Below are 26,907 nucleotides of genomic sequence, written 5' to 3'. Positions count from 1 at the left end.
TGAAGGTCAACTACTTCTCACGACCTCACAGATCCCGCCTGCCGACTGTGAAATGGCGTGTGGCGCGGCTCTCATCGAGCCGCGCCACACGTTGCTTCGGTGGTCGAGGAAGTCGCGCTAGCGACTGTCCCGATCCCCCGTCAGATGCCGACTCCGGCGTAGCTGACGGCCGCCTTCGCCGGGTGCGGCTTGCGCAGGTAGACCACATAGGTGACCGCTGCGCAGATCACGTAGAACCCGAGGAACACCAGGAACGCGGTCTTCGTCGCGGCCAGCGGGTCGGTGACCCACGGCGAGCCGAACGTGATCGGGATCAGGAAGCCGCCGAGGGCGCCGACGGCTCCGATGATGCCGACCGCGGCCGAGGCCTTCTTCGTGCCGGCGAGAAGCGCAGCCTCGCGCTCCGGCGTACCGGGCTCGGACGCCCGCTCGGCGTCGGTGCGGAAGATCGCCGGGATCATCTTGTAGGTCGAGCCGTTGCCGATGCCGCTGAAGAAGAAGATCAGCAGGAACATGCCGAGGAACAGCGGGAAGATGCCCTGGTTGGACTCGACCGCAGCCTGCACGGCGTCGGGGAAGACGAACGACGACGGGTCAGCCTTGATAGCGGCCAGCGCCTCCGGCGGCGGGGGCGGCGGGAGGGTCTCCAGCATGCTGAGCGTCCACAGGACGCCGAGCGCGCCGAGCGCCATGCCACCGAACGAGATCAGCGTGACCTTGGCGCCACCGAAGCGGTCGGCCAGGTGTCCACCGAGGGGACGGGCCATCGAGCCGACGAGAGCGCCCGCGAAGGCGAAGAAGGCGAAGTTCACGCCGATGCCGACGACCTCGGGGACGGGCTGGCGCCAGAAGTTGAGCTTGATCAGCAGCGGCATCGCAGCGGAGTAGCCGATGAACGAGCCGAAGGTGCCGATGTAGAGGAACGACATGACCCAGGTCTGCTTGATCTTCAAGACGCTGAGCTGCGCCTTCGTGTCGGACTTCGCCGAGCTGAGGTTGTCCATGAAGAAGAACGCCGCGAGCACGGCGGTCACGGCCAGTCCGGCGTAGACCCAGGCAGCACGCTCGAGGTTGATGCCGCCCTCGGAGGCCTTCACGAGGCCGAAGATGCCGGCGCCGCCGACGATCACCGGCAGGAAGAACTGGATGATCGCGACACCCAGGTTGCCGCCCGCCGCGTTGAGGCCGAGCGCCGCGCCCTTGAGGCGTGCCGGGTAGAAGAAGTTGATGTTGGCCATCGAGGAGGCGAAGTTGCCGCCACCGAAACCGGCCGTCGCCGCGATCAGGCAGAACGCCCAGTACGGCGTCTCCGGCTGGTTGACGAAGTAGGCGAACGACAGCGTCGGGATGAGCAGCAGAGCCGCGCTGACCATCGTCCAGTTGCGGCCGCCGAACTTGCCCACCGCGAGGGTGTAGGGGATGCGGATCAGTGCGCCGACGAGGTTGGGGATCGCCACCAGGAAGAACAGCTGCTGGGGCGTGAACGTGAAGCCCGACGCGACGAGGAACGCGGAGCTGACGCTCCAGATCAGCCAGACCGAGAAGCCGAGGTGCTCGGCGAAGATCGACCAGATCAGGTTGCGCTTGGCGGTCTTGGCGCCCGTCTCCGCCCAGAACTTCTCGTCCTCGGGGTGCCATTCGTCGATCCAGCGGCCGCTACGGCGCCGCGACGCGGACGCCGTGACGACGTCGTCGGTGGGTGTCGTGAGGGTCATGTCGTGCTCCTGTGTTCCAGGCAGAGGTGCCATCGAATGACCTGATCCTGAGCGAGCACGGTTTCGGGTCGTGGCGCGCGGCGAGGACCCTTTCGTCAACTTCCCCTCACGACCTAACAGACCTAACAGCCGCACACCTGTGGCCCGGGCCACACGGGTCGCTAACCTCACGCCCGTGATCTGGCACCGGTACGGCGGCAGCGACGACGGCCCCCTCCTCGTACTGCTGCACGGGCTCGGCGGGACCGCCGAGCTGTGGCGCGGCGTCGAGGAGCTCCTGCCGGCGAGCTGGGCGGGCGGCTGGGTCGCGGTCGACCTGCCGGGTCATGGGAGATCGGCTGCCGCGGCGTCGTACTCCTTTCCGGCGCAGGCGGACCTCGTGGCCGAAGCGCTGCCCGCTGGGCGTGAGCTGGTGCTGCTCGGGCACTCGATGGGCGGGATGGTCGCGCTGGCGCTGGCCGGCACGCATCCCGAGGTGAGCCGCGTGATCGGCTTCTCCATCAAGACCTGGTGGCCCATGGACCAGGTCGAGGGGATGCGCGGTCAGTCGCTCAAACCGGCCCGGATCTTCGCGACACGGGACGAAGCGGTCGAGCGCTACCTGCTGGCGTCGGGGCTGCGTGGTCTCACTGATCCGGCCGACCCCGCCCACGAGGCCGGCGTCCGGCAGGTCGAGGACGGTTGGCGGATCGCGCAGGACATGGGCACGTTCGACTTCGGTGTGCCCGACATGCCCGCACTGCTCGCGGCATCGTCCTGTCCGGTCACGCTGGGGCGCGGCTCCGAGGACCTGATGGTGCGCGCCGAGAACTACGAGGGTCTCGGCGTCGAGGTGGTGACGTGGGAGGGGCTGGGCCACAACCCGCACATCGAGGATCCCGCCGCGTTGGTGGCGCTGCTCTGAGGCGATCACCTAGCGTCGCTACGTGCGCCTTCCTCTCGGTCGACCGAGCCTCGAGCCCTACCGCGACAAGTTCGACGTGCCGGAGGCGGCCGGGCCGCTGTCGGTGACCTTCCTCGGTGTGGCGACGCTGCTCATCGACGACGGGCAGACCCAGGTGATGACCGACGGCTTCTTCTCCCGGCCCGGTCTGCTGTCGGTGGGGTTGGGGCGGATCGCTCCCGACCCCGGTCGGATCGACGCCTGCCTGGAGCGCGCCGGGGTGACTCGCCTCGGGCTGATCACTCCCGTCCACAGCCACTTCGACCACGCGCTCGACGCGGCGGCCGTGGCTGACCGCACCGACGCGCTCCTCGTCGGAGGCGAGTCGACGGCCAACATCGGGCGCGGCGGCGGTCTGCCGGACGACCGGATCGAGGTCGTCGCCAGCGGTGACGAGGTGGCTGCGGGCGCTTTCTCACTGACCTTCATCGCGTCGTCGCACTGTCCGCCCGACCGCTTCCCGGGCGAGATCACCGCGCCCGTACGTCCACCCGTGAAGGCGGCCGCCTACAAGTGCGGTGAGGCGTGGAGCATCCTCGTCGCCCACGCGAGCGGGAGCCGGATGCTGATCCAGGGCAGCGCGGGCTACGTCGAGGGCGCGCTCGACGGGCACCAGGCCGAGGTCGCCTACCTCGGCATCGGCCAGCTCGGCAAGCAGGACGAGGCCTACGTGCGGGCCTACTGGCAGCACACGGTCCGCGCGGTCGGCGCCCGTACCGTGGTGCTGATCCACTGGGACGACTTCTTCCGGCCGCTCGACCAGCCGCTTCGCTCGCTCCCCTACCTGGGCGACGACCTCGACTTCACGATGCAGGTGCTGGGCCCGCTGGCAGAGGAGGACGGCGTCAGCCTCCACTTCCCCACGGTGTGGCGGCGCGAGGATCCCTGGGCCTGACCTGCCCTCAGCGCTTGAGGGGGCTCAGCTGTCGCGACCTTGCGTCCACGGTTCGAGCCACGTCACGCCGCGTTCAGTCTTCGATCGCTCTGCCGGAGGTACGTCGGCAAGCCGATCGGCGATGACCACGGGGTCGACGAGTCCGGCGTCGAGAAGCGCGGCGACGAAGTTCCGGTCCTTCTCACGAAATGCGCAGAGTTTCGAGGCGCAGAGGTCCTCCTTGTCCAGACACCACCCGACGTACTCGGGCGAACCAGACGGGGCCGCGGTGTTCATGTTCTGCACCTTGACCAGGCGGTCGCGCCAACCCGTCGGAAGTATCGCGGTTGCAAGGTCGACGCCGTCGATGCTGAACCCGTGCTGCTGCTCGAAAGGTGACCACTCACCAGCAACCCCTTCGATGAGATCTGCCAGACGGGCGGTCTCGGCGTTGTCGTCGGCGATGGGGAGCACGTCGACCTCGAGGGACATCGTCGCTTCGGCTGGAAGCAACTGTTCGTCATAGGTCCCGAGGATCGCCTGCGATCCGACCACGATGACGGTTGGATGTTGAATGATCTGGCAGGCGGTCCGGATGGCGTGCTCGAGCTGGTCGCGTCGCATCAGCCGACTCGCTCGAGGGCTCGGGAGCGCTCGTCCTGGGAGAGCAAGCCACCGAGCGGCGACACCTCGCGCATCTGGATCGAGTCGGTGTCGCGACCGGTCATCATCCGCCGGAGTTGCGTGATGTCGCGCTCGTCGACCAGCCGTCGCCATCGACCCAGATTGCCGATGTGTGGCTCACCCTGCACGCTGCTCAGCAACCGCCCGAGGTTCCGTCGGATCGTGGGTTCCCAGATCTTGAGCGTCGAGTGGGTGAGGTGCTTGGACAGCTCTCGATGGAGACGCCAGGACCGCTCGGGCGAGCGACCGAGATCGCGCCTGATCGGACGGCGCACGACCTCGAGCCGGTAGCCCATGCACGACAACAGCCGGTCAAGCATGTCGTCGCTCATCTCCACCCGCCCCGAGAGGAACTGACTCAGACTCGGTTGTTTCACGCCGCTGATCCGCGACAGCTCGGACTGGGTGGTGCCGGTCTCCGACATCACCTCGCGCAACACCGAGCGGCGACTGTCCATAGACACGACTATAGCAACCTTTGCTATGTGGTCCGACCGGCCGAGGGGCTGGTGCCGCCTCGGCCGGCCGGGAGAGCGAGACCCGCGAGGGGTCAGGCGGCCTGACGACGTACGTCGACGTCGCTGACGCCGCTGACGGCGGCGGAGAAGACCTCGCTGAGGAACTGATTGCTGTCGACGAGCGCGCCACCCGAGGCCAGGCCGAGGGCGACCCCGGCGAGCACCTCGTTGCGCCAGTGCGGCTTGATCTCCTCGTCGACGACGGGACCGGGATTGGCGAGGAGCTTGGCGATCAGTGCGGCGATGGCCGAGTCGTCGCCGAGGTCGTCGAGCAGGTCGCCGTTGTCGGTCCACTCGGCCATCGGGCGCACCGGCTGACCCAGCCGGTTGGACATGACGGCGAGCTCGACGAGGGACTTGCCGAAGCGCACGCCCTTCGCGACGAAGATGCTGTGCGGGATGATCGCGTCCCACGCCTCGGGGTGGAGGCGGAGCAGGGTGCTGAGGAGATAGCGGTTGACGTCCATGGGGGACTCCTTCTGTCGTGTTGAGGGACTGACACAAGGGAGAGCGCCCGCGACGCACCGGTGATTCATCCTCCTGGCTAGACCTCAGGCGTCGACCGCCACCTTCCGTGGCCGATAGCGGACCCGGGTGCCGTGGCGTGGGACGACCACCACCGATCGCCGTACGGGCGCCTCCGGCTTGCCCGCGGCGACGAAGGTGCCGTTGCGGAGCATCGTGTGCAGCACGGTCGTGAGCTCCACCATCGAGAAGCTCGCGCCCAGGCAGCGCTTGATGCCGCCGCCGAACGGGAGCCATGCGAAGTTGTTGGGGCGCTCGTGAAGGAAACGGTCCGCGACGAACTCGTCGGGCCGGTCGTAGGTAGCAGGGTTCTTGTTGATGGCGTCGATGTAGAGCACGATGTGCGCGCCTGCGGGCAAGGTGTGGCCACCGAGCTCATAAGCCGCCGTGGTCACCCGGCCCGTGAAGGGCACCGGCGCGTGCAGCCGCAGGCACTCGTTGATGATGGCGTGGGTGACGTCGGTGCCACCCTCGTCGGCCTCGCGCTGGACCTCTGCAAGTGCCTGGGGGTTGTGCAACAGCTCGTCGAACAGCCACGCCAAGGTCGTGGCGGTGGTCTCGTGGCCGGCCAGCATCACCGTGATCAGGTCGTCGCGGACCTCCTCGTCGGTGAGTCCCTCGCCGTCCTCGGTGCGGGCGCCGAGCATCAGCGACAGCATGTCGGTGCGGGTCTCCAGGTCGGGCGCCGTCCTGCGCTCAGCGATGGCCGGGAGGACGACCCGGTCGAGCTCCCGGCTGATGCGGGCGTAGCGGGGCCACCAGCGAAGGCCGCCCACCCCGCGCAGGACGTAGCGCCAGGTGGTCTCCTCGGTCAGGCCGAGGTCGAGCAGGTCCTCGAAGGGATGTCCGAGGCGGCGTACTTCGTCGGGATCGTCGACCCCGAAGATGACGCGGGTGATGACATCGAGGGTCATCGCACGGGACGCGGCCAACATGCTGAAGGGGCGATCTGACGGCCAGGTCGCCATCGCGGCGAGCGTCGCTTCCTCGAAGATCGGGACGTACGACGCCAAGGGCTTGCCGTGCAACGGCGGCGTCAGCAGCTTGCGCCGGCGGAGATGGTCCGGCTCGTCCTGGACGAACATCGACCCGCTGCCGTAGATCGCCGCGGCCGGCCCGACACCCTGGCCGCCGAGGAGCACGTGCGGGTCTTCGGTGAGGACCTGCTTCACCAGCACCGGGTCGGTCACCGCGACGACGGTGCCGAAGCCCAGGATCGGGACGGAGACCACCGGCCCGTAGTGCCGGGTCACCGCGCCTCCGAGCCGGTTGCCGCCCAACAAGAACGCCGCACCGTAGGCGGCGCTGAGCGGGCCGGACAGCAGCGGAGGCGCAGGGGGTCCAGGCGCGGTCGTCATGGTTGCCATGCCCCGAGAATAACGTCGATCGGAGCAATTCGTCCAGGTGGGAATATCTATTCCCGAACGGCTCCGCCGACGACCATCGCGAGCGCTGCGTCGACGTAGCGGACGTAGCCGGCCTCGTCGTCGGGCGCCCGCAGCAGGCGCAGCAGGCCGCCGAGGAGGAGTCCGACACACGCCTCGGAGGAGGCGTCGACATCGATCTCGCTGGAGAAGTAGCCCTTCTCGATGCCGTTCGCGTAGTAGCCGACGACGATCTGGCGGGCGAACTCGAGGATGCCGTTCCAGCGCTCCTCCAGCTCGGGGTCGACCGTGACCGCCTCCAGGACCATCACGCGGAGCGCTCGCTGGTCGGTGGCGAGCTCCCGAAACACGGTCACCGTGATCCGGTGAACCTGAGCGAGGTAGTCGTCGAGCGTGTCGGCGGCACCGGGCGCGTTCTCGGCACCGATGGCCGCCATCACGGCGGACAGCCGCTGGTCGAGGACGTGGTCGACGACCGCTCGCTTGCTCTCGAAGTGCTTGTAGAACGTGCTCTGACCCACGCCGAGCTGCGCGGTGATGTCAGCGATGCGGGTCGCGTGATAGCCACGCTCGGCGAACACCTCGAAGGCCGCCTCGGCAAGCTCCTGCTTGTCCTCGGCGCGCTTCCGCTCGGCGCGCTGCAGCGCGATGTCACTCGGCATGGGGCCATCCTAATTTTGGCGATCGGCGACACGTCATTCGATCACCGGCTGCGCTCGACCTCGGCCAGGTGTCCGAACGCGACAGAGCGCTCGTCGGTGTGGAAGAGAGACGCGCAGGTGATGAGGGTGATCGTGGCAGGTCCGACGGGCGCCAGGTCGGCGGCGCCGACAGGTACGGCGAGGGGCGACGCGACCGGCCACGACTCCGACGAGCTGACCTCCAAGCTGTTGCTGTCGAGCTCGTAGACGTAGGTCGCCTCCCGAGTCTCGACGATCACCTCGTCACCGGGGTCGAGGTCGGGCAGGTCGCGGAGCGGCTCGCCGTGGGTGATCCGGTGCGCGCCGAGGACGAGGTTGCCGCGCTCGCCGGGGTCGGCGCTGTCGGGAAACTGCCCGAAGCCGGTCGCGAACTGCTCGTCGCCGGTCCCGCGGAGCACGGGTACGGCGTAATCGGGCCCGAAGGCCGGGATCCGCACGATCGCGAAGGCCGTGCCCCAGGGTCCGGTCACGACGTCGCCGGAGCCGTCCGAGTCGCCCACCCCGGGCCGGCCGTCGCCTCCGGAGGACCTCCACTGCTCGTGGAGGTCAGTGACCAGTTCCCGCTGGCGGTGATGGGCAACGACCGTCGAGCCGACGTACTCCCAGGCGAGCCAGCCGCAGGTCGACAGGCCGACCGCGATGAGGACCACCGCGACCGGGACCGGCCACCACCCCCGCCCACCGGGAGTGGGGCCGACCCGGGCCGCGCGGTGCTTGCCGCCCCGTTGTCGTCGGGCTGCTCTCACGCTGCTCGACGGCGTCGACGCCCGACCCAGAGCAGCGCGACGCCTGCGCTGAGCGAACCCGCGGCACCCACGATCGCCGTCGCTGCCGGTGCTCCGAGACTGGGGAGCGCCGGGGTCTCCGGGCTCTCCGGATCAGCGGGTGGTGTTGCCGCCGGCGGGTCGGCGGTCACGGTGACGTGGTCGCAGTTGTCGTCGTCGGCGTCGAGGCCGTCGTTGGCCCGGCACCCGCCGTCGGGGTCGTAGGGGTCGACCGGGCTCGTGACGGTCGCGGTGTTGACGACGCCGTGCTGCAGCGCCGCGAGGGGGTGCGTCGTACGGACGACGACCGTCGCCTGGGCGCCCGCCTCCAGGTCGCCGACCGACCAGCTCTGGGCGTCGGCGTCGAACGAACCGCGGGAGGGACCACGGACCACGGTCAGCGCGGTGTCGCTTCCTGCGCCGGGCAGTTCGTCGACCACGACGTCAGGCGCATCGGACGGGCCGTTGTTGCGGACGCGGATCCGCCACGTGACGTCGCCGGTGTGCTCCGCCGCATCGATCGCCAGGTCGACGCTCTCCTTGTCGATGACCAGGTCGGCACGGGTGACCGGGGCCGGCGTGATCGGGGTGCTGACCAGATCGCAGTTGTCGACGTCGGCCACCAGGCTCGCGTTGTCCTCGCAGTCTGCAGCGGGGTCAACCGGCGGGCCGGTCGGATCGTCAGGCGATGTCGCGATCGCCCGGTTGTCGACCGGTCCGGTGGCGCCAGCCGCGACGGTGCCTGTCACCGTCACGGTCGCGGTGGCGTTGGGCGGCAGATCGCCGACGTCCCACGTCAGCGCGTCGACCGTCCCCTTCGACGGGTCCGACAGCACCAGGTCCTCGACCTCGTCGTCCACCGCGAGATCGGTAACCACCGTGTCGGTGGCCGTCGCGCCGCCGAAGTTGCCGATCCGCACCTGCCAGCTGATCTCGTCGCCCGGGTGCACCGGCCCGGTGCCGACCCGGGTCTTCACGAGCCGTAGGTCGGCGGGGACCTGCGCCTGGGCCGCGATGCCGACCGGGACGTAGGTCCAGTCGTCGATGAACCGCTCGTTGCCCCAGCCCAGGCCGCCTCCGGATCCAGCGGCAGGAAGGTCGTGTGCGCCACCGGAGGTGTCCACACCGTCACGCCCGTCGACGGCGCGGGTGCGCTCCTGGTGCTTGCCGTCGATGCGCAGCTTTCGGTCGTCCCAGTAGAGGAGGGATCGCCCACCCGCCGGACCGTTGAGGCGCTCGACCTCGATCCCCGAGCGGTATTCGACGTCGGAGTTGGTGAAGTGGATCTCGCCAGCGCGGTCGATGACCGCCCAGATCGTGACCGGTCGGCGGGGATCGACCACCGTGCCATCGGCGGCCTTGCCGTCCCAGGCGCCGGTGATCTCGACGCCGTCGGGCACGGCGTTGACCGCGTGGCTGATCCGGACGTCGGCCGGACTCGGCTCGCCGTCGAGGTCGGAGTCGACGACGACGTCGACGACGCCCGAGTGGTTGGCCGCGGCCAGCCGGTAGGTGCCGGCGTGCGTCGCGAGGTCGTCGTCCTCCACGAACATCAACGCACGGACGGTCGGCGTCAACGGTGCCGGTGCCCGGTTGAGCACGAGCGTGTGCCCGTTCCACGCGGTCGCGGTCGCCGGCATCGCGCTGTCGGGACGCTCGAAGAAGATCTTGAAGTAGTCCTGGTCGGCGTGGTCGATGGTGAACGACCTCGGGTCCTGGTTGGTCGTCGAGCGGTAGACCGGCGTGCCGGTGACCGCGTCGACGACGCCGAGGCTGGTGGCGCGCTGCCGCGAGTAGATGCCGTTGTAGGCGGCGTAGCGAGCGCGGTAGAGCCACCCGTTGTCGTGCAGGTAGAACAACGCCAGCGGCCCGGCTCCACGCCGTACGACGGCTGGGGAGTCACCGGCGCTGTTGAACATCGAGTAGCGGGTCGGTGCCCAGACCCGGCCGGGCACGACGGCGCCACCGGCACTGCGCACGGTCACGTCCCAGTCGAGGGTCGGGAAGTCGCCGGCCGATCCCGCATCGGCGGCGTTGAAGCCCTCGATGTCGGGGGCACCAGTCGCGGACACGTCGGCCTGCCACACGCCCGTGCGCCGCGCCGTGATCGGGCCGAGCTCGCAGCGGCGACCGACGTCGGCACCCGCAGGGAGCACGCAGTGCTGGCTGACTCCGCCGGGTCCCTTCAGCGTGACCCGGTAGCCGACGTCGGAGGGAAGCACCGAGGTCCGCGCGACCTCGACCGCGAACCGGATCTCCTCACCGTCCTCGACGAAGGCGCGGAACTCCTGGTTGGACACCACCGTGTGGCCACGCGTGTTGGACTCGGCGGTCGCAGCCGACGGCGCGACCGCACCGATGCCTGCGGCGATCATGGCGATCGTCGCGGCCTGACGGACGGCCCTGGAACGGATGACTGACATTCCCCTACCTCTGGTTGTGAGCGTCGCGAGCTCGGTGACTGGCGACGCCCATCAACCCAGGAAGAGGCGACCAACCCCATCGCGAGCACGAGCGGCTGTGGAGAAGCCGCGGCCCAGGTGGGGCTGTGGACGGTTAGTGGCCCTCAGCGCACCTCGAGGAAGAAGAACTGGGCCGGCTTCTCGGTGAGGCTCGTCCTCATCTGGACGAGCGGGCCTCGCTGCGCACCGATGCGCTCCATCATCGCCACGGACAGCTCGTTGCGGGCGTCGGGCTCGAAGACGAGCCGAGCACAACCCGGCTGCGCGGACAGGAAGGTCAGGCCCGCGGCGATCACCTCGTTGGTCCTCCCGGCTCGTGCGGGGTGGTCGGCCAGGAGCAGGTGGACCCCGACGTCGCCGGCGCGACGGTCGTACCACTGCCCGATCTCGTCGACCTCCGGGTCGTAGGTCTGGAGGACCCCGACGGGGGTGTCGTCGACCTCGAAGACGTAGGCGGCGAGGTGCTCCTGCTCGTCGATGTAGGAATAGATCTCCTCCACCCTCGCGAGGTCACAGTTGCCCATCCCCCAGAAACCGGCGCGGTCCTCGGTGACCCACCGGTGGATCGCCGGGGTGTCGGCACCGGGGTCGAGCGGGCGAAGAGTGACGGTCATCTGGTCTCCTGTCGGGCCGCGGGGTTGCGGAGGGTGCCGGCGAACATCAGCGACTGCGCCTGGTCGGTGATGTCGACCATCTGCAGGGTGTTGCGGAGCTGGAGCCGGTTGAGACAGCTGTGCAGGAAGTCCGGCCGCAGCAGGTCGTAGCGCGCGGCAGCAGCGGCCAGCTCGGGATGGTCCGCGGCGTGCTCCTCGATCGTCGCGCGGACCAAGGCCCAGAACTCCTCCTCGGGCAGCACCCCGTCCTCGTCGAGGATCGCCGCGACGAAGCGGAGGACCCCGTCGAAGACGTCGGTGTGGATCGCGAGCGCCATCACGTCCTCGGGGAAGGTGCCGCGGATCCGCTCGACCTCGGCCGGCAGCGGCAGCTCACCCATCACGGCGACCTCCTCGCCGATGTCCTTCATGAACGCCCGCACCGGAGCGTGGTCCGCCATCACCAGGACGAGGTTCTCCCCGTGCGGCATGAAAGCCAGGTCGTAGGCGTAGAGGCAGTGCACGAGCGGCCGCAGGTAGGCGCGGAGATAGCTGCGCACCCAGGCGTCGGCATCCAGCGAGGACTCCTTGATCAGTGCCGTCACGAGGGCGTCGCCATCAGCGTCGCGGTGGAGCAGCGCCGCCATCGTCATCGGCCGCTCACCCTCGGCGAGCTGCGGCACCGGGCTCTCACGCCACAGGGCCGCGATCATCTTGCGGTGGGCCGAGGGGCCGGCCGTCCGGTGGAAAGCGTCGCCCGTGTAGCCGATCGCGGCCAGCTCGCGCAGCACCGAGAAGCCGCAGGACCGCAGCTCCGCATCGGCCTCGACGGTCGCGGCCACCCAGTCGTTGATCGCCGGCGTCGCCGCCATGTAGGCCGGCGAGAGACCGCGCAGGAATCCCATGTTCTGGATCGCGAGCGCGGTCTTCACGTAGTGCCGCTCGGGCCGGCTCCGGTTGAAGAACGTCCGGATCGACTGCTGCGCCTGGTGCTCGTCGTCGCCCTCGCCGAGGTGCACCAGGTCGCGCCGGGCGACGTCCGGTGCAAACGTGATCGCGAGCTTGTTGGTCCACTGCCACGGGTGCACCGGCAGGTAGAGGTAGTCGGCCGGGTCCAGCCCGAGTGCGCGCAGCCGCCCCGCGAATCGGTCGCGTGTGAGCGGCGCCAGCTCGCCGGCGTACAGGCTCTGTTCCGTCAGGCCTTCCCCCAGCGTCAACCGCGACAGGTCCCGGCGGGCACCGACCCAGTGCAGCCGCACCGTCGCGCCGGCCTCCGGGGCGAACGCCGTGTAGTCGTCGAGGCCGAAGCCGATCCGGCCGTTGTTGGCGACGAACGCGGGATGTCCCTCGGTCATCGCGGCCTCGATCTCCTGGTAGCTCGCGTCGACGAGGTCCGTGACGGGGACCCGGCGGTGGCGCAGCTTCCACGCGGCGGCGGCCAGGGTCGAGGCGATCTCCTCCAGGTAGACGGGCAGCAGCGAGTCGGGGATCCCCAGCACCGGAGCGAGCTCCGCCACGAAGACCTGCGCATCCGGCATCGGTGCGATCGAGGCGGGGTCGACGACCCAGTGCTCGAGAGCGTGCCGCCGCGCACTGAAGGAGTACGACGACGGGCCGGCCGTCACCGTCCACCACCCCGGCCGCTCGGGGTCGGCCACGGGAGCGAGGAGGCGCTCGTGGCTGTATTCGGCGATCGCCTTCGCGACCAGGTGCCGATGCGCACGCTCCATCAGCGCGGGCGTCAGGTGCGCGACCGCGCCGAGGCCGGCCGCGGCCTCGTAGGCCTCGCGGGTGCAGGCCGACAGCATCGCGGTCTTGCCGGGGAGCGGGACTTCGAGGAGCTCGACGAAGCCCGCATCGACGTTCTTGCGCCGGATCGCGGCGTTGCCGGCGTCGGGCTCGACGACGACGCGCCGCACTGACGGATCGGCGAAGCAGTGCTCCATGACGGCCGCGAACACCTGGGGGGTGAACCCGGCCACCGGAGCCCCGTCGGGAGGTGCCACCAGCACGTGCATCCCGAGGTCGCCGGCGGCGAGCTCCGGGCGCCCGGCCAGGACCGAGTGGGCCGGGTCGTAGGTCTCGACGAGGAAGGCCGGTCGCCCGTCGGCCCGTCCCAGGAAGGCGTCGTGGTGGGGGTTGGCGAGGATGTCGCCGTACTCCTTGCGGACGTCGGCGAGGGACGCGCCCTGCATCATCCAGAAGACCGAGCGCGGGTGCGTCACCCAGCCGTGCAGCAGGTCGAGATCGCGTTGGAGGTCGAGGGGTTCGATCGTCAGTCTCATCGCGCGACCTCCTCGACCAGCGGGGACCGCCGCAGATGGTCGGGCACGCCGAAGGTCTGTACGGCGATCCGCTTCTCCACCGGGTAGGCCTCGCGACCGAGCATCGCGGCGATGATCACCGAGTTGCGGAAGGCGCCCATCCCCAGGTCGGGGGCGAGGAGGGAGTGGGTGTGCTCCTCGGCGTTCTGGACGAACACCTCCCCTCCGGCGACGTCGACCGAGTAGTCGCCGGCGACGTCGTAGCGGCCGCGCTCGTCGAAGCGCAGCCGGTCACGGATCCCGTCGAGGAAGGCGGGCGGGGTCGGGGCGTAGCCCGTGGCGAGCACGAGTCCCCCGGTGGTGAGTCCGAAGGACTCACCTGTCTCCACGTGGAGGAGGTCGAGCTCGTGGCCGGCCTCGGTCGTGCTGGCGCCGCGGACCTCGGTGTTGGTGAGCAGCGTCGTGCGCGGGCCCTCGCCCGTCACCCGCTGTTGGTAGTGGAGGTCGAAGATCGCGTCGACGAGGTCAGCACTGATGCCCTTGAAGAGGTGGCGCTGGTCGCGGGCGAGCCGGTCGCGGGTGTCGAGGGGGAGCGCGCGGTGGTAGGCGCCGTACTCCGGCGAGGTCATCTCCAACGTGAGCTTGGTGTATTCCATCGGGAAGAACCGCGGGCTTCGCGTCAGCCACACCAGGTCGTAGCCGTGGACCGGCGCCTCGGTAAGGAGGTCGTAGTAGATCTCCGCCGCGCTCTGCCCGCTGCCGACGATCGTGATCGTCTCCTGCCGTTGGAGCTCGGGCTTGTGGGCGAGGTAGTCGGCCGAGTGGGTTACCGAGGCGTGGTCGACCAGCGGTTGGAGGGCGGCGGGGATGCAAACCGACGTACCAATCCCCACCACGAGCCGCTTGCTCAGGCGGGACTCGCCGTTCGCCGTGGTGGTTTGGTACGTCCGTCCGTCGTGCTCGACCGCGACGACCTGCTGGCCGAACCGCACGGAGTCGAGCCGCTCGGCGGCCCAGCGGCAGTAGTCGTCGTACTCCCGGCGCAGCGGGTAGAAGCTCTCTCGGATGTAGAACGGGTAGAGGTGGCCGCTCTGCTTGAGGTAGTTGAGGAACGACCAGCGCGAGGTGGGGTCGGCCATCGTCACGAGGTCGGCGAGGAAGGGCACCTGGAGGGTCGCGTCGTCCAGGAGCATCCCGGGGTGCCAGTCGAAGCGGTCGCGCGCCTCGAGGAACACGCCGTCGAGACCGTCGCTCTCGCGCAGCGGGTCGGTCAGGCAGGCGAGCCCGAGGTTGAACGGGCCGAGCCCGATCGCGACGAAGTCGTGGACCCTGCGGTCGGAGGAGCTCATCGCGCGGCCTCGAGCGCCGGGCGGGGGCCCGCGAGCCGTGCGCCGGTCTCGCGGACCAGGTCGACGACGCCCACGATGTCGCGCACCGTCGCGAGCGGGTTGAGCAGGGTGAGCTTGAGGTACTGCCGACCGTCGACCTTCGTGGCCGCGACCATCGCCCGCCCCGACGCGTAGAGGTCGGCGCGGATGCTGCGGTTGAGGTCCGCGAGCGCTGCCTCGTCGAGGTCCGCTCCCGGAGGCACGTAGCGGAAGACCAGCGTGCTGAGCTCGGGTCGCGCGGCGACCTCGACATCGGGCTCGTCGCTGATCGCGAAGAACGTCTCGCGGGCGAGGTCGATCACCGCGTCGACGTAGGCGCCGATCGTGTCGGGACCCATCGTCCGGAGGGTCAGCCACAGCTTGAGGGCGTCGAAGCGGCGCGTGGTCTGGAGGCTCTTGTCGACTTGGTTGGGGCTGCCCGCATCCTTCGGGTTGAGGTAGTCGGCGTGCCAGGTGACCGGCGCGAGGAGGGCGCGGTCGCGGACGACCAGGGCGCTGGAGGAGACCGGCTGGAAGAACGTCTTGTGATAGTCGACCGTCACCGAGTCGGCGCGGTCGATGCCGTCGAGACGGTGCCGGTAGCGCGGGGAGACGAGCAGCCCACCGCCGTAGGCGGCGTCGACGTGGAACCAGGTGTCGTAGGCACGCGCCAGGTCCGCGATCTCGGGCAGCGGGTCGATGGCGCCGAAGTCGGTGGTGCCGGCCGTCGCGACGATCGCCATCGGGCGCAGGCCGAGGTCGGTGCACGCAGCGAGCGACCGAGCAAGGGCGGCCGGGTCGAGCCGGTGCCGCTCGTCGGTCGGCACGCAGACGACGCTGTCCTCGCCGAGACCGAGCATCCGCGCGGACTTCTGCACCGAGAAGTGGCTGTCCGCCGATGCGAAGATCCGCAGCCGGCCGAGCTGTTCGCGCTCGAGGTGGCCGCGCGCCAGCATCAGCGCCTGCAGGTTGGACTGGCTGCCGCCGCTCGTGAAGACACCGTCGGCGGTGTCGCCGAAGCCGATCCGCCCAGCGGTCCAGTCGATGAGGTGCCGCTCGACGAACGTCCCCCCGACGCTCTGGTCGAAGGTGTCCATCGAGCTGTTGACCGCGGCGATGAAGAGCTCCGCGAGGAGCGCCGGTACGACGACCGGGCAGTTCAGGTGCGCGGCATACGCCGGCTCGTGGAACCACACGGCGTCGTCGAGCCAGACCCGCGACAGCTCGGCGAGCGCGGCGGCGGTGTCGCCGAGCGGGGCGTCGAGGTCGACCGCGGTGACCCGGGCTGCCGCGTCCGCGACGCTGCGGCCCGTCGCCGGGCCAGCGACCGCACCCAGGGCTGCAACCAGGTGCTCGAGCCCCTCACCGATCGTCGCTGCGTAGTGTTCGGCGTTCGCGGGATGGAAGACGTGGTGCAGCGGGGGCGGGTACACGGCAGGCTCCTTCGAGAAATTAGGTAAGCCTTACCTTAGCCATGCGCCCGATCTTGTCACGAGGGGACCGGCGTGCGCTCGGTCACACGGTCGCGCCCGGGTCGCAACGCACCCGCAACCCGTGACCACGCAGACTCCCGGTCCTAATGTGGTCCCCGCCCACCCGCGACCCCCAGGAGTAGACCCCGTGACCGACAGCTCGTCGTCCGAAGAGACCCTCGCCAACCTGCTCAAGGAGGAGCGTCGGTTCGAGCCGCCGGCGGATCTCGCGGCCAACGCCAACGTCACGGCGGACGCCTATGCGCGGGCTGCGCAGGACCGGCCGGCGTTCTGGGCCGAGCAGGCCGAGCGGCTCACCTGGGCCGAGCGTTGGGACACGGTGCTGGATGACTCCAACGCCCCGTTCTTCAAGTGGTTCACCGGCGGCAAGCTCAATGCGTCGTACAACTGCGTCGACCGGCACGTCGAGGCCGGCCGTGGCGACAAGGTCGCGATCCACTGGGTCGGTGAGCCCGTGGGCGACACCCGCGACATCACCTACGCCCAGCTCAAGGACGAGGTCTGCCAGGCGGCCAACGCGCTGACCGCGCTCGGCGTCAATGCCGGCGATCGGGTCGCGATCTACATGCCGATGATCCCCGAGGCGATCGTCGCGATGCTGGCCTGCGCGCGCATCGGCGCCCCGCACACAGTCGTCTTCGGTGGCTTCTCCGCCGACGCGCTCGCATCGCGCATCGACGACTGCCAGGCCAAGCTGGTCATCACCTCCGACGGCGGCTACCGCCGCGGCGCCCCGGCGGCGCTCAAGCCGGCGGTCGACGAGGCCAGGACCAAGACCGACCTGGTGGAGAAGGTGCTGGTGGTCCGTCGTACAGGCCAGGACGTCGCCTGGGACGACGCCGTCGACGTCTGGTGGGACGACGTCGTCGGTGGCGCCTCGACCGAGCACGCCCCCGAGGCGTTCGACGCCGAGCACCCGCTCTACGTCATGTACACCTCCGGCTCGACGGGCAAGCCGAAGGGCATCCTGCACACCACGGGCGGCTACCTGACCGGCGCGTCCTACACCCACCACGCGGTCTTCGACCTCAAGCCGGAGACCGACGTCTACTGGTGCACCGCCGACATCGGCTGGGTCACCGGCCACTCCTACATCGTCTACGGGCCGCTCGCCAACGGCGTGACCCAGGTGGTCTACGAGGGCACCCCCGACGCCCCCGAGCGGGGCCGGTGGTGGCAGATCATCGAGCAGTACGGCGTCACGATCTTCTACACCGCCCCCACCGCGATCCGCTCGTTCATGAAGCAGGGCCGCGAGATCCCCGACCGCTCCGACATGTCCTCGATCCGGATCCTCGGATCGGTCGGTGAGCCGATCAACCCGGAGGCCTACATCTGGTACCGCACCGTCATCGGTGGCGACCGTGCTCCCGTGGTCGACACCTGGTGGCAGACCGAGACCGGCGCGATCATGATCAGCCCGCTGCCCGGCGTGACCGCCGGCAAGCCGGGCTCGGCGATGACTGCGATCCCCGGCATCGCCGCCGACGTGGTCGACGACAAGGGCCGGTCCGTGCCCAACGGCTCGGGCGGCTACCTCGTCGTCACCGAGCCGTGGCCCTCGATGCTGCGCACCCTGTGGGGCGATGACGACCGCTACGTCGAGACCTACTGGAAGACCTACGGCGACCTCGGCTACTACTTCGCCGGCGACGGCGCGAAGAAGGACATCGACGGCGACATCTGGGTCCTCGGTCGGGTCGACGACGTGATGAACGTGTCGGGCCACCGGCTCTCCACCACCGAGATCGAGTCCGCACTCGTGTCGCACCCCAAGGTCGCCGAGGCCGCGGTCGTGGGCGCCAAGGACGAGGACACCGGCCAGGCCGTGTGTGCGTTCGTCATCCTCCGCGAGTCCGCCGGCGACGGTGGGTCCGAGATCGTCCAGGAGCTCCGCGCCCACGTCCGCAAGGAGATCGGCCCGATCGCGACCCCCCGTCAGATCATGATCGTCGCCGAGCTCCCCAAGACCCGCTCGGGCAAGATCATGCGCCGCCTGCTGCGCGACGTCGCCGAGCACCGCGAGGTCGGCGACGTGACGACGCTGGCCGACAGCTCGGTGATGAGTCTGATCTCCGACGGGCTCAACAAGGGGGCTGGCGAGGACTGACCCGGGCGAGCAACGCGAGGCCGGCTGCTGCCGCGAGGACGGAGCCGGCCAGCACGCCCACCTTGGCGGCTTCGGTGAGCGCGGGCGCGTCCGGGAAGGACAGGCCCGCGATGAAGAGCGAGACGGTGAAGCCGATGCCGGCGACGGCTCCGATGCCGGTGAGCTGAGCCCAGCCGACGCCGTCGGGCAGGCGGGCCAGCCGCACCCGCACTGCAACGAAGCACGCCAGCAGGATCCCGAGCGGCTTGCCGAGCACCAGGCCGGCGCCGACCCCGAGCGCCACGGCCGCCGACCCATCGCCGTCGAGCACCCCGGATCCGAGCGCGACCCCGGCGTTGGCGAGGGCGAAGACCGGCAGGACGACGTACGCCGACAGCGGGTGCACCCGCTGCTGCAACCCTGCCGCGGTCGCCGCGGGAGTGAGCAGGCCGAGGGCGACCCCGGCGAGGGTTGCGTGCACCCCGGACTGCAGCAGCGCGAGCCACACGAGCACCCCGACGGCCAGGTAGGGCAGCCACCACCGCACGCCCGCGACCCGCAACCCGACGACCACCAGCAGCCCACCGACCGCGGCGGCGAGCCAGCCCAGCGCCAGGTCGTCGGTGTAGAAGACCGCGATCACCACGATCGCGCCGATGTCGTCGACGATCGCGAGCGTCAGCAGGAAGAGCCGGGCCGCGCTCGGGAGGCGCGAGCCCAGCAGGCCGAGCACCCCGACCGCGAAGGCGATGTCGGTCGCCATCGGGATGCCCCAGCCGGCGGCGGCGTCCCGGCCGGCGACCGCCAGGTAGAGCAGGGCCGGCACCACCATGCCGCCGATTGCCGCCACCACGGGCAGCGCGGCCGTGCGCGGATCGCGCAGGTCGCCCTCGACCAGCTCGTACTTGATCTCCAGCCCGACGACGAAGAAGAAGACGACCATCAGGCCGTCGTTGACCCAGTGCTGGAGGTGCGGGTGCCAGAAGTCGCCGTAGGACGCCATCGACACGTTGGCCCACACCAGCGCCGCGGCGGCCGCCGCCAGGAGGACCACCGAGCTCGCGGACTCCACCTGCAGGAAACGGCGGAGGAAGGACGTCACCCGGCAGACTGAACCACAGACCGCGCCGCTCCGTGTCAGTGGTGGGAGGTGCCCATGTCCGACAACCCGGGGAGCCCGGCCGCAGTGATGCGCCAGCTGCACGACGAGCACGCCCCCGCGCTCTGGGCCTTCTGCCTCCACCTGACCGGCAACGACCACGCCCGTGCCGAGGACGTCGCCCAGGAGACGTTGCTCCGCGCGTGGCGCAACGCCACGGTGCTCGAGGACTCGCGCGGATCGGTCCGCTCCTGGCTCTTCACGGTCGCCCGCAACATCGTCATCGACGAGTGGCGCTCGAAACGGTCGCGCCGGGAGTTCCCGACCGACGAGCTGCCCGACACCACGCCCACGCAGGACCGCACCGACGAGCTGCTCCAGTCGTGGGTCGTCGCCGAGGCGCTGACCCGGTTGTCGCAGGAGCACCGCGACGTCCTGCTCGAGTGCTACTACCGCGGGCGCTCGGTCGCCGAGGCGGCCCGCCGTCTCGACATCCCCGAGGGCACCGTGAAATCGCGCACCCACTACGCGCTCCGCGCCCTGCGGCTCGCGCTCGAGGAGCTGGGGGTGACCCAATGACCTGCGACTTCCACGAGTGGGACGCCGCCTACGTGCTGGGCTCGCTCTCCCCGGCCGAGCGCACCGACTACGAGCGGCACCTGGCCGGCTGCGCGGACTGCACGGCCGCCGTACGCGAGCTGGCGGGGTTGCCCGGCCTCCTCGCCCGGGTGCCCGCCGACGTCCTCGAGGCGCCACCCGAGGCGGTCAGCGTGCCCGAGACCCTGCTCCCTGCTCTCGTCGCGCACGCCCGACGCGACCAGCGCCGCCGGCAGACGCGCACCCTGCTCGCCGCTGCTGCCGCAGTCGTGGTCGTGGGCGCCGGGTCGGCAGGACTCGCGGCGAGCCTGGCCGACGACGACCGGCCCGTGCCGCAGGTGGCGCCCACGGCCGAACGGCTGCGGATGATGCCGGTCGGATCGGGTTCCTCAAGCGGCTGGGTCTCGCTGACGGAGGTCGCCTGGGGCACGCGGCTCGAGCTCGACTGCGAGTACGACAGCCCCTACGGCGGCCACGCCGCCTACGCCTACACGCTGGTCGTGACGACCAACGACCTGGTGGAGCAGCAGGTCGCCACCTGGCGGGCGATCCCGGGCAAGGAGCTGCACGTCATCGGGTCGGCGGCAGCGTCCCCCGACGACATCGCGACCATCGAGGTCCGTGACGCGCGCGGCGAAGCGGTGCTCCGACTGACCCGCTGACCGCGGTCAGCCGCGCGGGCCGAAGGTGGTGAGGATCCGGTCGCGCAGGTCCGACATCGGCCAGACGGGGGCGTCCTGCGACGGGGAGAGGCCCGGTTCCCACTGCCACGAGGCGATCCGGCGCGCGACCGCCGGGTCCTGGGTGATCACCGAGATCGGCACGTCGTGGCCGCCGGGGTAGTCCGCATCGCCACTGACGTAGGAGTGCGGCTCGTGGTCGCCGAGGACGATGAGCACCCGGTCGGGGTCGGGATCGACGGTGAGCCAGGAGACCAGGGTCTGCCAGGAGTACTGGATCGAACGGCCGTAGAGCTCCTTCACCAGGTCGGGGTCCTGCGCCTCGTCGACGGCGGAGACGTCCTCGGTGGTGCCGTCGAAGACCGACCCGTCGCCGACCTCGTCCCACGGGACCAGGGGCGGGGGCGGCGTCCAGGGGTGGTGGCTGGAGATCAGGTCGATCTCCGCGAAGACCGGCTTCCGGTCCTGGGCCGCGAGCTCGGTGTTGCGGAAGTGGGCGAGCGTGTACTGGTCCGGCACCGGCGCGTAGCCGAACTCCGGCCCGCGGTAGTCGACGTTGCGGGAGTCGTAGATCTCGTCGTAGCCGTAGAACGCCGCACCCTCGGGCCAGTCGCGGGTGTTGGCCGGTACGTCGAAGACGGTCCGCCAGCCAGCCCGCTCGAACGCGCTCGTGAGGGTCAGCCGGTCGCTGTCCTGGAGCTGCCCGTAGCGGCGTTCGCTGTCGACCCACAGCCCCGACTGGGTCGTGGAGTGGGCGAGCCAGCTGGCCGCGCCGAAGGTGGGCGAGGTGAGGAAGCCGGTCCGCATCCGGTAGCCCGCCGCGTCGAGCTGCCGGGTGCTCTGGCGCAGCACGTCCACAACGCCCGGTGAGTACGACGACCCGTGGGTCGCCGTCCGTCCGTAGCTCTCGATGAAGACGAGCAGCACGTCCTTGCCGCGCAGTCCCGTCAGCAACTCGTCGGCAGGGGTGTCGGCGAATGCGTCCTGCTCGATCTCGTCGGCGAACTCGCCCTTGTCGGCGAAGCCGGCGCGCACCTGGTCGACCGTGTCGACGGCGAGGCCGGCCGCGCTGAGGGACGCGGCGTGGCTGCCGGTCACCGCGAGGACCGCCCAGACCGCGGCGAGCGCGACCACGCCTCGCGCCGACTCGCGCCGGTGCTCGGCCGCCGAACGGGCCACGCGCACGGCCGCGAGGGCGAGGCCGACGACCACGACGACGACCAGCACCACGGCCCCGACGGCCACGAGTCGTGCTGCGAGGTCACCGATCGAGTCGCCGAGGACGCCGACGCCCGAGCCGAAGTAGGACCAGTCCCCCAGCAGGTCGAACGGCCGGTCGAGCACCCGGTCGAATCCGACGTTGGTGATGCGGAGGACCACCAGCACGCCCGCCAGCGCACCGAAGCCGGCCGCGGCCCAGCGCCGGATCGCGGGCGGCAGCACCAGCGCAGCGGCGACCAGCACCAGGCCCTCGACGGGGATCCGGAACGGGTCGCCGACGAGCGCGACCCAGAGCGCCACGGCCGCCGCAGCCGTCACCGCACCGGCGGGCACGAGCGGGCCGCCGAGCGCCCCCTCGGTGACGGGCAGGGGCTCCTCGCGCTGCCGCCACAGCACCCGGACGTCGTGACCGAAGGAGTGGACGAGGAGGGCGAGGGCGACCGCCAGGGTGACCTGCGTCAGAACGGCCGGCAACAGCTCGCTGGCAGCCACCACCAGCACCACGGCCTGGACGACCGCGACCACCTTCGCCGAGTAGCGCGGCGGCAACGGACGGAGTAGCCAGGTGAGCCGCCAGCCGGCGGCGACGTAGAGGTAGCGCATCGCACCGATGGCCAACACCCACCAGCCGGCCGTCGGGGCGACGTAGAGGCTGAGGACCGCGATCAGGAAGGCATCGACCTCCATGTCGAAGCGCGCACCCAGCGCGGTCTCGGTGCCGGTGCGCCGCGCGACGTGGCCGTCCACGCCGTCGAGCACGAGGCCGACGGTCGCGATGCTCACGACCAGCACGGCGTGGTCGCTGCCGAGGTAGGACGCAGCCGTCAGCCCCGCGACGGAGCAGGCGAGCGCCGCTCGCACGGAGGTGATCCGGCCGGCGGGGCCGAGCGCGACCTGGTGCCGGGCCAACGCGCCGGCGAGGAGGGCTGCGGCAGCGGCTCCGCACAGCAGCGCGACGGTCCAACCGACCGCCCCCGCGTGAACCAGGTCCACATCGCCTCCGTGTGTAGGTGCAACGGGGATACGGTGCCCGAACCGTGATGGTTCAGGAAGATGCGGGAGAGGAGTTGAGGCGGTGCAGGCGCGTGCGTACTGGCTGGCCGAGCCCGGCCGCGGCGAGGTCCGCGACGTCCGCGTGCCCGAGCCCGGTCCCGACGAGGTGCTGGTGCGGACGATCCGCTCGGGCATCAGCCGCGGCACCGAGACGCTCGTCTTCCGCGGCGGCGTGCCCGTCGACCAGCACCAGGCGATGCGCGCGCCCTTTCAGGACGGCGACTTCCCGGGCCCGGTGAAGTACGGCTACCTCAACGTCGGCCTGGTCGAACAGGGCCCCGAGGAGCTCGTCGGCCGCCGGGTCTTCTGCCTCTACCCCCACCAGACCGCCTACGTCGTCCCGGCCGCCGCCGTCATGCCGGTGCCCGACGCCGTGCCAACCACGCGGGCTGTCCTGGCAGGCACGGTCGAGACCGCGCTCAACGCCGTCTGGGACGCCGACGGGCTGATCGGCGACCGGGTCGCGGTCGTCGGCGGCGGCATGGTGGGGTGCGCGGTGGCACGCCTCCTGGTGACGGTCGGCGGTGCTCCGGTGGTGCTGGTCGACACCGACCCGGCGCGCGCTTCGGTGGCCGCGGCTCTCGGCGTCGACTACGCCGCTCCGGGCGACGCCATCGGCGACCTCGGGCTGGTCGTCCACGCATCCGCCACGTCAGCCGGCCTCCAACGCTCGCTCGAGCTCTGCGCGACGGAGGGCACCGTCCTCGACGTCAGCTGGTACGGCGACCACCCCGTCACCCTCGACCTCGGCGGAGCCTTCCACTCCCGACGACTGACGATCCGCGCGAGCCAGGTGGGCATGGTCGCGCCGGGGATGCGCGGTCGTCGTACGCATGCCGACCGGCTGCGGCTCGCCCTCGAGCTCCTCGAGGACCCGGCGTTCGACGCCCTGCTGACGGGCTGCTCGCCCTTCGAGCAACTGCCCCAGGTGATGGCCGCACTCGCCGACGGCGCGCCCGCTCTCTGCCACGCCATCGACTACGAGGAGCCTTTGCTGTGACCTACCGCGTCACCGTCCGCGACCACATGATGATCGCCCACAGCCTGCGAGGAGAGGTCTTCGGACCGGCGCAGCAGCTGCACGGAGCGACGTACGTCGTCGATGCGACGTTCCGCGCCACCGACGTCGACGCCGCCGGCATCGTCGTCGACATCGGGTGCGCGATGGACCAGCTCAAGGCCGTGCTCGCCGACCTCACCTACCGCAACCTCGACGACCACGCGGAGCTCACCGGCGTCATCACGACGACCGAGGTCTTGGCCAAGCTGGTCGCCGACCGGCTCGCTGACCGGGCACACGCGGGGCTGCTCGGCCGACCCGCCGCCGAGCTCGACGGGATCGAGGTGACCCTGCGGGAGTCCCACATCGCGTGGGCGAGCTACGAGCGTGGCCTATGAGCCCTGGGGGAACCGTCCACTTCGTGGTGCCGGAGGGCATCGACGACCCGCACCGGCCGAGCGGTGGCAACCGCTATGACCGGCGGGTGATCGATGCGCTCCGTGACCGTGGGTGGACCGTGGCCGAGCATCACGAGCCGGTCCGCGCCGAGCGCGTGATCGTCGATGGCCTGTTGGCTGTGCGCGACCCCGATGCGTGGGGCGGCGCGATCGTGCTGCTCCACATGCCGTTCGCAGAGGCGTATCCGGAGCTGGAGGATGCCGAGCGCCGGCTGCTGCGGGCTGCTCGCACGATCGTCACCACGAGCGAGTGGTCGCGCGGCTGGGTCATCACCCACCACGACCTCGATCCGCCCCGGGTGATCGTCGCCCCGCCCGGTGTCGACCCGGCTCCTCGGGCCACCCCCTCGGTGGGCGGCGGTCGCCTGTTGTCCGTCGGACCGGTGAGCCGACTCAAGGGACACGACGTCCTCGTGGCCGCCCTCGGGCAGCTGGACGACCTCGAGTGGACCTGCACCTGGGTGGGCGCACGTGACGTCGACGACAAGGGCGCCGACCGGATCACCTACACCGGTCCACTTCCCGCGCCGCCATACTCCGACGCCGACCTCCTGGTCTCGGCGTCGCGGCACGAGGCCTACGGGATGGCAGTCACCGAAGCGCTCGCCCAGGGTGTCCCCGCGGTCGTCACCGACGTGGGCGGGCATCCCGAGGCCCTGGGCGGCGGTGGGCTCCTGCTCCCCGCCGACGATCCCGACACGCTCGCCAAGGAGCTGCGGCGCTGGCTGACCGACCCCGACGCCCGCGCCGACCTGCGCGCAGCCGCCGCACGCCGGCGCGCCTCGCTGCGCTCGTGGGACGACACCGCCCGCGATCTCGAGGCGGTGCTGCGGTGAGCGAACGGGCACGGCGATGGCTCCGGCTCGGCGGCGGAGCAGCGATTCTCGCCTTCCTCCTCGTCCAGGTCGGCGGAGATCCGTTCCTCGACGGGCTGCGCGCCACGACGCCGACGACGATCGGCGTCGCCCTCGTCATCACTGCAGGGACGACCGCGTGCTGCGCGTGGCGCTGGAGCCTGCTGTCCGAGCGACTCGGCATCGAGCTGCCGTTCCGGACGGCTTTCCGCAACTACTACCGCTCCCAGCTCATCAACGCGACGCTGCCGGGCGGCGTCGTAGGCGACGTGCACCGCGGCATCGACCACGGGCGGAAGGCGGGCGCTCCGGCCCGCGGCCTCGGGTCGGTGGTGTGGGACCGGGTCTCCGGGCAGGCGGTCCAGGCGACGATGGCGCTCGCGGCGCTGCCCTGGCTGCCGGTCGGCCTGGGCGACGACGCACGCTGGGCCCTCCCCGTCGCGGCCGTCGCGGCCGCTGCGCTGCTGGTCTGGCTCGGCGGACGGGTCGTGCTCGCTTCGACGCTGGCCGCGGCCGGGCACGCCGTGGTGCTGGTGGTCGCTGCCCGGTCCGTCGGCGTCGACCTCGATCTCGCGGCGCTCGTCGCCCTGGCGCTGATGGTGCTGCTGGCCTCCGCCGTCCCCCTGTCCCTCGCCGGGTGGGGACCGCGGGAGGGTGCCGCGGCGTGGCTCTTCGCGGAGGCCGGGCTCGGTGCGGCGACCGGGGTCAGCGTGGCCGTGGTCGTCGGCGTGGTGTCGCTGCTCGCTACCCTCCCCGGGCTGGTCACCTTGGTGGGACCGTGGACCAGGACAGCTGTCGGAGAGGAGGTGGGCGTCAGTGCCTGATCGTCCCTACACGCTGCTGAGCTGCAGCATGTCGCTCGACGGCTACCTCGGCGGCGCCACCGACGAGCGGCTGTTGCTCTCCAACGAGGCCGACTTCGACCGGGTCGACGAAGTCCGCGCCGGCTGCGACGCGATCCTCGTCGGCGCCGAGACGGTCCGGAAGGACGACCCGCGGCTCCTCGTGCGCGCGGCCCAGCGGCGGGCAGCACGGATGGCGGCCGGGCTCCCCGACTCCCCGATGAAGGTCACCGTCACCGCGCGGGGCGACCTCGACCCCCGACAGCGCTTCTTCACCGCGGGCGCCAACGAGAAGCTCGTCTACGCCGACACCGACGTGCTGCCCCAGACCCGCGCCCGGCTCGACGGCCTCGCCACCGTGATCGACGCCGGTCACGCACCTCGGCGGCTCGGTCGGATCGGCGAGGACCTCGCCGACCGCGGCGTCCGCCGACTGATGGTGGAGGGCGGCGGCACGATGCACACGCAGTACCTCACCGCCGGGCTGGCCGACGAGCTGCAGCTGGTCGTCGCGCCCTTCTTCGTGGGCGACTCCCGCGCCCGCCGGTTCGTCGACGACGGCCGCTTCCCCTGGCACCCGGACCACCGCGCACGGCTCGTGGAGACGCGGCAGATCGGCGACGTCGTACTCCTGCGCTACGCGCTGTCGGAGCGGTTCGAGGCCGAAGCAGGCTGAGCCCGTCCGGGGGCGGGCCCGGGTCAGGTCTGAGAGGGAGCGGCGCGGGC

General features: G+C 70.8%; 24 protein-coding genes. 10 read left to right on the top strand and 14 right to left on the bottom strand.

Features of this window, described 5'->3' with window-relative positions; genetic code table 11:
* Positions 1-140: 140 nt before the first annotated feature.
* Positions 141-1,715: an MFS transporter gene (locus tag F0U44_RS07715; RefSeq protein ID WP_149727717.1), complete on the bottom strand. Its 1,575-nt coding sequence runs from the start codon at positions 1,713-1,715 to the stop codon at positions 141-143.
* Between the two features lie 175 nt (positions 1,716-1,890).
* On the opposite strand from F0U44_RS07715, the gene F0U44_RS07710 reads away from it, so the two are divergent.
* Both F0U44_RS07710 and F0U44_RS07705 read left to right on the top strand, forming a co-directional pair.
* Positions 1,891-2,619, top strand: coding sequence for an alpha/beta fold hydrolase (locus F0U44_RS07710; RefSeq protein WP_188113383.1), 729 nt, complete (start codon positions 1,891-1,893; stop codon positions 2,617-2,619).
* Positions 2,620-2,641: 22 nt separating this feature from the next.
* The gene (locus F0U44_RS07705; protein WP_149727715.1) at positions 2,642-3,553 is read left to right on the top strand and encodes an MBL fold metallo-hydrolase; all 912 of its coding nucleotides are present in this window, start codon (positions 2,642-2,644) and stop codon (positions 3,551-3,553) included.
* 24 nt (positions 3,554-3,577) lie between these two features.
* Here the strand turns inward: F0U44_RS07705 and F0U44_RS07700 are convergent, their stop codons facing one another.
* The 11 genes from F0U44_RS07700 to F0U44_RS07650 form a co-directional block, all read right to left on the bottom strand.
* The gene (locus tag F0U44_RS07700) at positions 3,578-4,156 is read right to left on the bottom strand and encodes a DUF6036 family nucleotidyltransferase (protein WP_149727714.1); all 579 of its coding nucleotides are present in this window, start codon (positions 4,154-4,156) and stop codon (positions 3,578-3,580) included.
* A complete protein-coding gene (locus tag F0U44_RS07695) occupies positions 4,156-4,674 on the bottom strand; it encodes a helix-turn-helix domain-containing protein (RefSeq protein ID WP_246160368.1) in 519 nt (172 codons plus the stop codon). The genes F0U44_RS07700 and F0U44_RS07695 overlap by 1 nt, the downstream gene beginning before the upstream one ends.
* 92 nt (positions 4,675-4,766) lie before the next feature.
* Positions 4,767-5,201: a hypothetical protein gene (locus tag F0U44_RS07690; RefSeq protein WP_149727713.1), complete on the bottom strand. Its 435-nt coding sequence runs from the start codon at positions 5,199-5,201 to the stop codon at positions 4,767-4,769.
* Positions 5,202-5,285: 84 nt separating this feature from the next.
* Complete coding sequence (locus tag F0U44_RS07685; RefSeq protein WP_188113382.1) at positions 5,286-6,626, bottom strand: cytochrome P450; 1,341 nt, start codon at positions 6,624-6,626, stop codon at positions 5,286-5,288.
* 47 nt (positions 6,627-6,673) lie between these two features.
* Positions 6,674-7,306 carry a TetR/AcrR family transcriptional regulator gene (locus F0U44_RS07680; protein ID WP_149727712.1) on the bottom strand — a complete coding sequence of 211 codons (633 nt, stop codon included), beginning with the start codon at positions 7,304-7,306 and terminating at the stop codon, positions 6,674-6,676.
* Positions 7,307-7,347: 41 nt separating this feature from the next.
* Positions 7,348-8,091 carry a sortase domain-containing protein gene (locus F0U44_RS07675; protein WP_188113381.1) on the bottom strand — a complete coding sequence of 248 codons (744 nt, stop codon included), beginning with the start codon at positions 8,089-8,091 and terminating at the stop codon, positions 7,348-7,350.
* Positions 8,088-10,532 (bottom strand): DUF11 domain-containing protein, encoded by a 2,445-nt coding sequence (locus F0U44_RS07670; protein WP_149727710.1) that lies wholly within the window; start codon positions 10,530-10,532, stop codon positions 8,088-8,090. Before F0U44_RS07670 ends, F0U44_RS07675 begins: the two co-directional genes overlap by 4 nt.
* A 143-nt stretch (positions 10,533-10,675) precedes the next feature.
* Positions 10,676-11,185 (bottom strand): GNAT family N-acetyltransferase, encoded by a 510-nt coding sequence (locus F0U44_RS07665; RefSeq protein WP_149727709.1) that lies wholly within the window; start codon positions 11,183-11,185, stop codon positions 10,676-10,678.
* Positions 11,182-13,449: a GNAT family N-acetyltransferase gene (locus F0U44_RS07660; RefSeq protein WP_149727708.1), complete on the bottom strand. Its 2,268-nt coding sequence runs from the start codon at positions 13,447-13,449 to the stop codon at positions 11,182-11,184. Before F0U44_RS07660 ends, F0U44_RS07665 begins: the two co-directional genes overlap by 4 nt.
* Entirely contained in the window at positions 13,446-14,777 is a 1,332-nt protein-coding gene (locus tag F0U44_RS07655) for a lysine N(6)-hydroxylase/L-ornithine N(5)-oxygenase family protein (RefSeq protein WP_149727707.1), read from the bottom strand. The genes F0U44_RS07660 and F0U44_RS07655 overlap by 4 nt, the downstream gene beginning before the upstream one ends.
* Complete coding sequence (locus tag F0U44_RS07650; RefSeq protein WP_149727706.1) at positions 14,774-16,228, bottom strand: pyridoxal phosphate-dependent decarboxylase family protein; 1,455 nt, start codon at positions 16,226-16,228, stop codon at positions 14,774-14,776. Before F0U44_RS07650 ends, F0U44_RS07655 begins: the two co-directional genes overlap by 4 nt.
* A 187-nt stretch (positions 16,229-16,415) precedes the next feature.
* Between F0U44_RS07650 and acs the strand changes: the two genes are divergently transcribed.
* Entirely contained in the window at positions 16,416-18,398 is a 1,983-nt protein-coding gene (gene acs / locus F0U44_RS07645; RefSeq protein WP_149727705.1) for an acetate--CoA ligase, read from the top strand.
* On the opposite strand, the gene nhaA is transcribed toward acs, so the two are convergent.
* On the bottom strand, positions 18,373-19,479 hold the full coding sequence (gene nhaA / locus F0U44_RS07640) for a Na+/H+ antiporter NhaA (RefSeq protein ID WP_149727704.1): 1,107 nt from the start codon (positions 19,477-19,479) through the stop codon (positions 18,373-18,375). The two genes, acs and nhaA, sit on opposite strands and share 26 nt — an antisense overlap.
* Before the next feature lie 54 nt (positions 19,480-19,533).
* Here nhaA and F0U44_RS07635 point away from each other — a divergent pair, with 54 nt between their 5' ends.
* A complete protein-coding gene (locus F0U44_RS07635) occupies positions 19,534-20,055 on the top strand; it encodes a sigma-70 family RNA polymerase sigma factor (RefSeq protein WP_149727703.1) in 522 nt (173 codons plus the stop codon).
* On the top strand, positions 20,052-20,735 hold the full coding sequence (locus tag F0U44_RS07630; protein WP_149727702.1) for an anti-sigma factor family protein: 684 nt from the start codon (positions 20,052-20,054) through the stop codon (positions 20,733-20,735). The genes F0U44_RS07635 and F0U44_RS07630 overlap by 4 nt, the downstream gene beginning before the upstream one ends.
* A gap of 6 nt (positions 20,736-20,741) precedes the next feature.
* On the opposite strand, the gene F0U44_RS07625 is transcribed toward F0U44_RS07630, so the two are convergent.
* Complete coding sequence (locus tag F0U44_RS07625; protein ID WP_188113380.1) at positions 20,742-22,967, bottom strand: CDP-alcohol phosphatidyltransferase family protein; 2,226 nt, start codon at positions 22,965-22,967, stop codon at positions 20,742-20,744.
* An 82-nt stretch (positions 22,968-23,049) separates the two neighbouring features.
* Between F0U44_RS07625 and F0U44_RS07620 the strand changes: the two genes are divergently transcribed.
* Genes F0U44_RS07620 through F0U44_RS07600 form a run of 5 tightly spaced genes read left to right on the top strand, consistent with a single transcriptional unit; the run spans position 23,050 to position 26,857 of the window.
* Positions 23,050-24,027 (top strand): zinc-dependent alcohol dehydrogenase, encoded by a 978-nt coding sequence (locus tag F0U44_RS07620; protein WP_149727700.1) that lies wholly within the window; start codon positions 23,050-23,052, stop codon positions 24,025-24,027.
* Positions 24,024-24,425: a 6-pyruvoyl trahydropterin synthase family protein gene (locus tag F0U44_RS07615; protein WP_246160365.1), complete on the top strand. Its 402-nt coding sequence runs from the start codon at positions 24,024-24,026 to the stop codon at positions 24,423-24,425. Before F0U44_RS07620 ends, F0U44_RS07615 begins: the two co-directional genes overlap by 4 nt.
* The gene (locus F0U44_RS07610; protein WP_149727699.1) at positions 24,422-25,321 is read left to right on the top strand and encodes a glycosyltransferase family 4 protein; all 900 of its coding nucleotides are present in this window, start codon (positions 24,422-24,424) and stop codon (positions 25,319-25,321) included. The genes F0U44_RS07615 and F0U44_RS07610 overlap by 4 nt, the downstream gene beginning before the upstream one ends.
* Positions 25,318-26,163 (top strand): lysylphosphatidylglycerol synthase transmembrane domain-containing protein, encoded by an 846-nt coding sequence (locus tag F0U44_RS07605; RefSeq protein WP_149727698.1) that lies wholly within the window; start codon positions 25,318-25,320, stop codon positions 26,161-26,163. The genes F0U44_RS07610 and F0U44_RS07605 overlap by 4 nt, the downstream gene beginning before the upstream one ends.
* The gene (locus F0U44_RS07600; RefSeq protein WP_149727697.1) at positions 26,156-26,857 is read left to right on the top strand and encodes a RibD family protein; all 702 of its coding nucleotides are present in this window, start codon (positions 26,156-26,158) and stop codon (positions 26,855-26,857) included. The genes F0U44_RS07605 and F0U44_RS07600 overlap by 8 nt, the downstream gene beginning before the upstream one ends.
* Positions 26,858-26,907 lie beyond the last annotated feature (50 nt).

It is taken from the genome of Nocardioides humilatus, assembly GCF_008373755.1.
Lineage (GTDB): Bacteria > Actinomycetota > Actinomycetes > Propionibacteriales > Nocardioidaceae > Nocardioides > Nocardioides humilatus.
The sequence above is the reverse complement of the archived record's forward strand: the minus strand, read 5'-3'. Positions and strand labels throughout refer to the sequence as shown.

What these genes read in the sequence shown, in the direction of transcription:
- F0U44_RS07715 (WP_149727717.1), bottom strand. Translation starts at nt 1,715, where the DNA reads ATGACCCTCACGACACCCACCGACGACGTCGTCACGGCGTCCGCGTCG.
- F0U44_RS07700 (WP_149727714.1), bottom strand. Translation starts at nt 4,156, where the DNA reads ATGCGACGCGACCAGCTCGAGCACGCCATCCGGACCGCCTGCCAGATC.
- F0U44_RS07695 (WP_246160368.1), bottom strand. Translation starts at nt 4,674, where the DNA reads ATGGACAGTCGCCGCTCGGTGTTGCGCGAGGTGATGTCGGAGACCGGC.
- F0U44_RS07690 (WP_149727713.1), bottom strand. Translation starts at nt 5,201, where the DNA reads ATGGACGTCAACCGCTATCTCCTCAGCACCCTGCTCCGCCTCCACCCC.
- F0U44_RS07685 (WP_188113382.1), bottom strand. Translation starts at nt 6,626, where the DNA reads ATGGCAACCATGACGACCGCGCCTGGACCCCCTGCGCCTCCGCTGCTG.
- F0U44_RS07680 (WP_149727712.1), bottom strand. Translation starts at nt 7,306, where the DNA reads ATGCCGAGTGACATCGCGCTGCAGCGCGCCGAGCGGAAGCGCGCCGAG.
- F0U44_RS07670 (WP_149727710.1), bottom strand. Translation starts at nt 10,532, where the DNA reads ATGTCAGTCATCCGTTCCAGGGCCGTCCGTCAGGCCGCGACGATCGCC.
- F0U44_RS07665 (WP_149727709.1), bottom strand. Translation starts at nt 11,185, where the DNA reads ATGACCGTCACTCTTCGCCCGCTCGACCCCGGTGCCGACACCCCGGCG.
- F0U44_RS07660 (WP_149727708.1), bottom strand. Translation starts at nt 13,449, where the DNA reads ATGAGACTGACGATCGAACCCCTCGACCTCCAACGCGATCTCGACCTG.
- F0U44_RS07655 (WP_149727707.1), bottom strand. Translation starts at nt 14,777, where the DNA reads ATGAGCTCCTCCGACCGCAGGGTCCACGACTTCGTCGCGATCGGGCTC.
- F0U44_RS07635 (WP_149727703.1), top strand. Translation starts at nt 19,534, where the DNA reads ATGTCCGACAACCCGGGGAGCCCGGCCGCAGTGATGCGCCAGCTGCAC.
- F0U44_RS07630 (WP_149727702.1), top strand. Translation starts at nt 20,052, where the DNA reads ATGACCTGCGACTTCCACGAGTGGGACGCCGCCTACGTGCTGGGCTCG.
- F0U44_RS07610 (WP_149727699.1), top strand. Translation starts at nt 24,422, where the DNA reads ATGAGCCCTGGGGGAACCGTCCACTTCGTGGTGCCGGAGGGCATCGAC.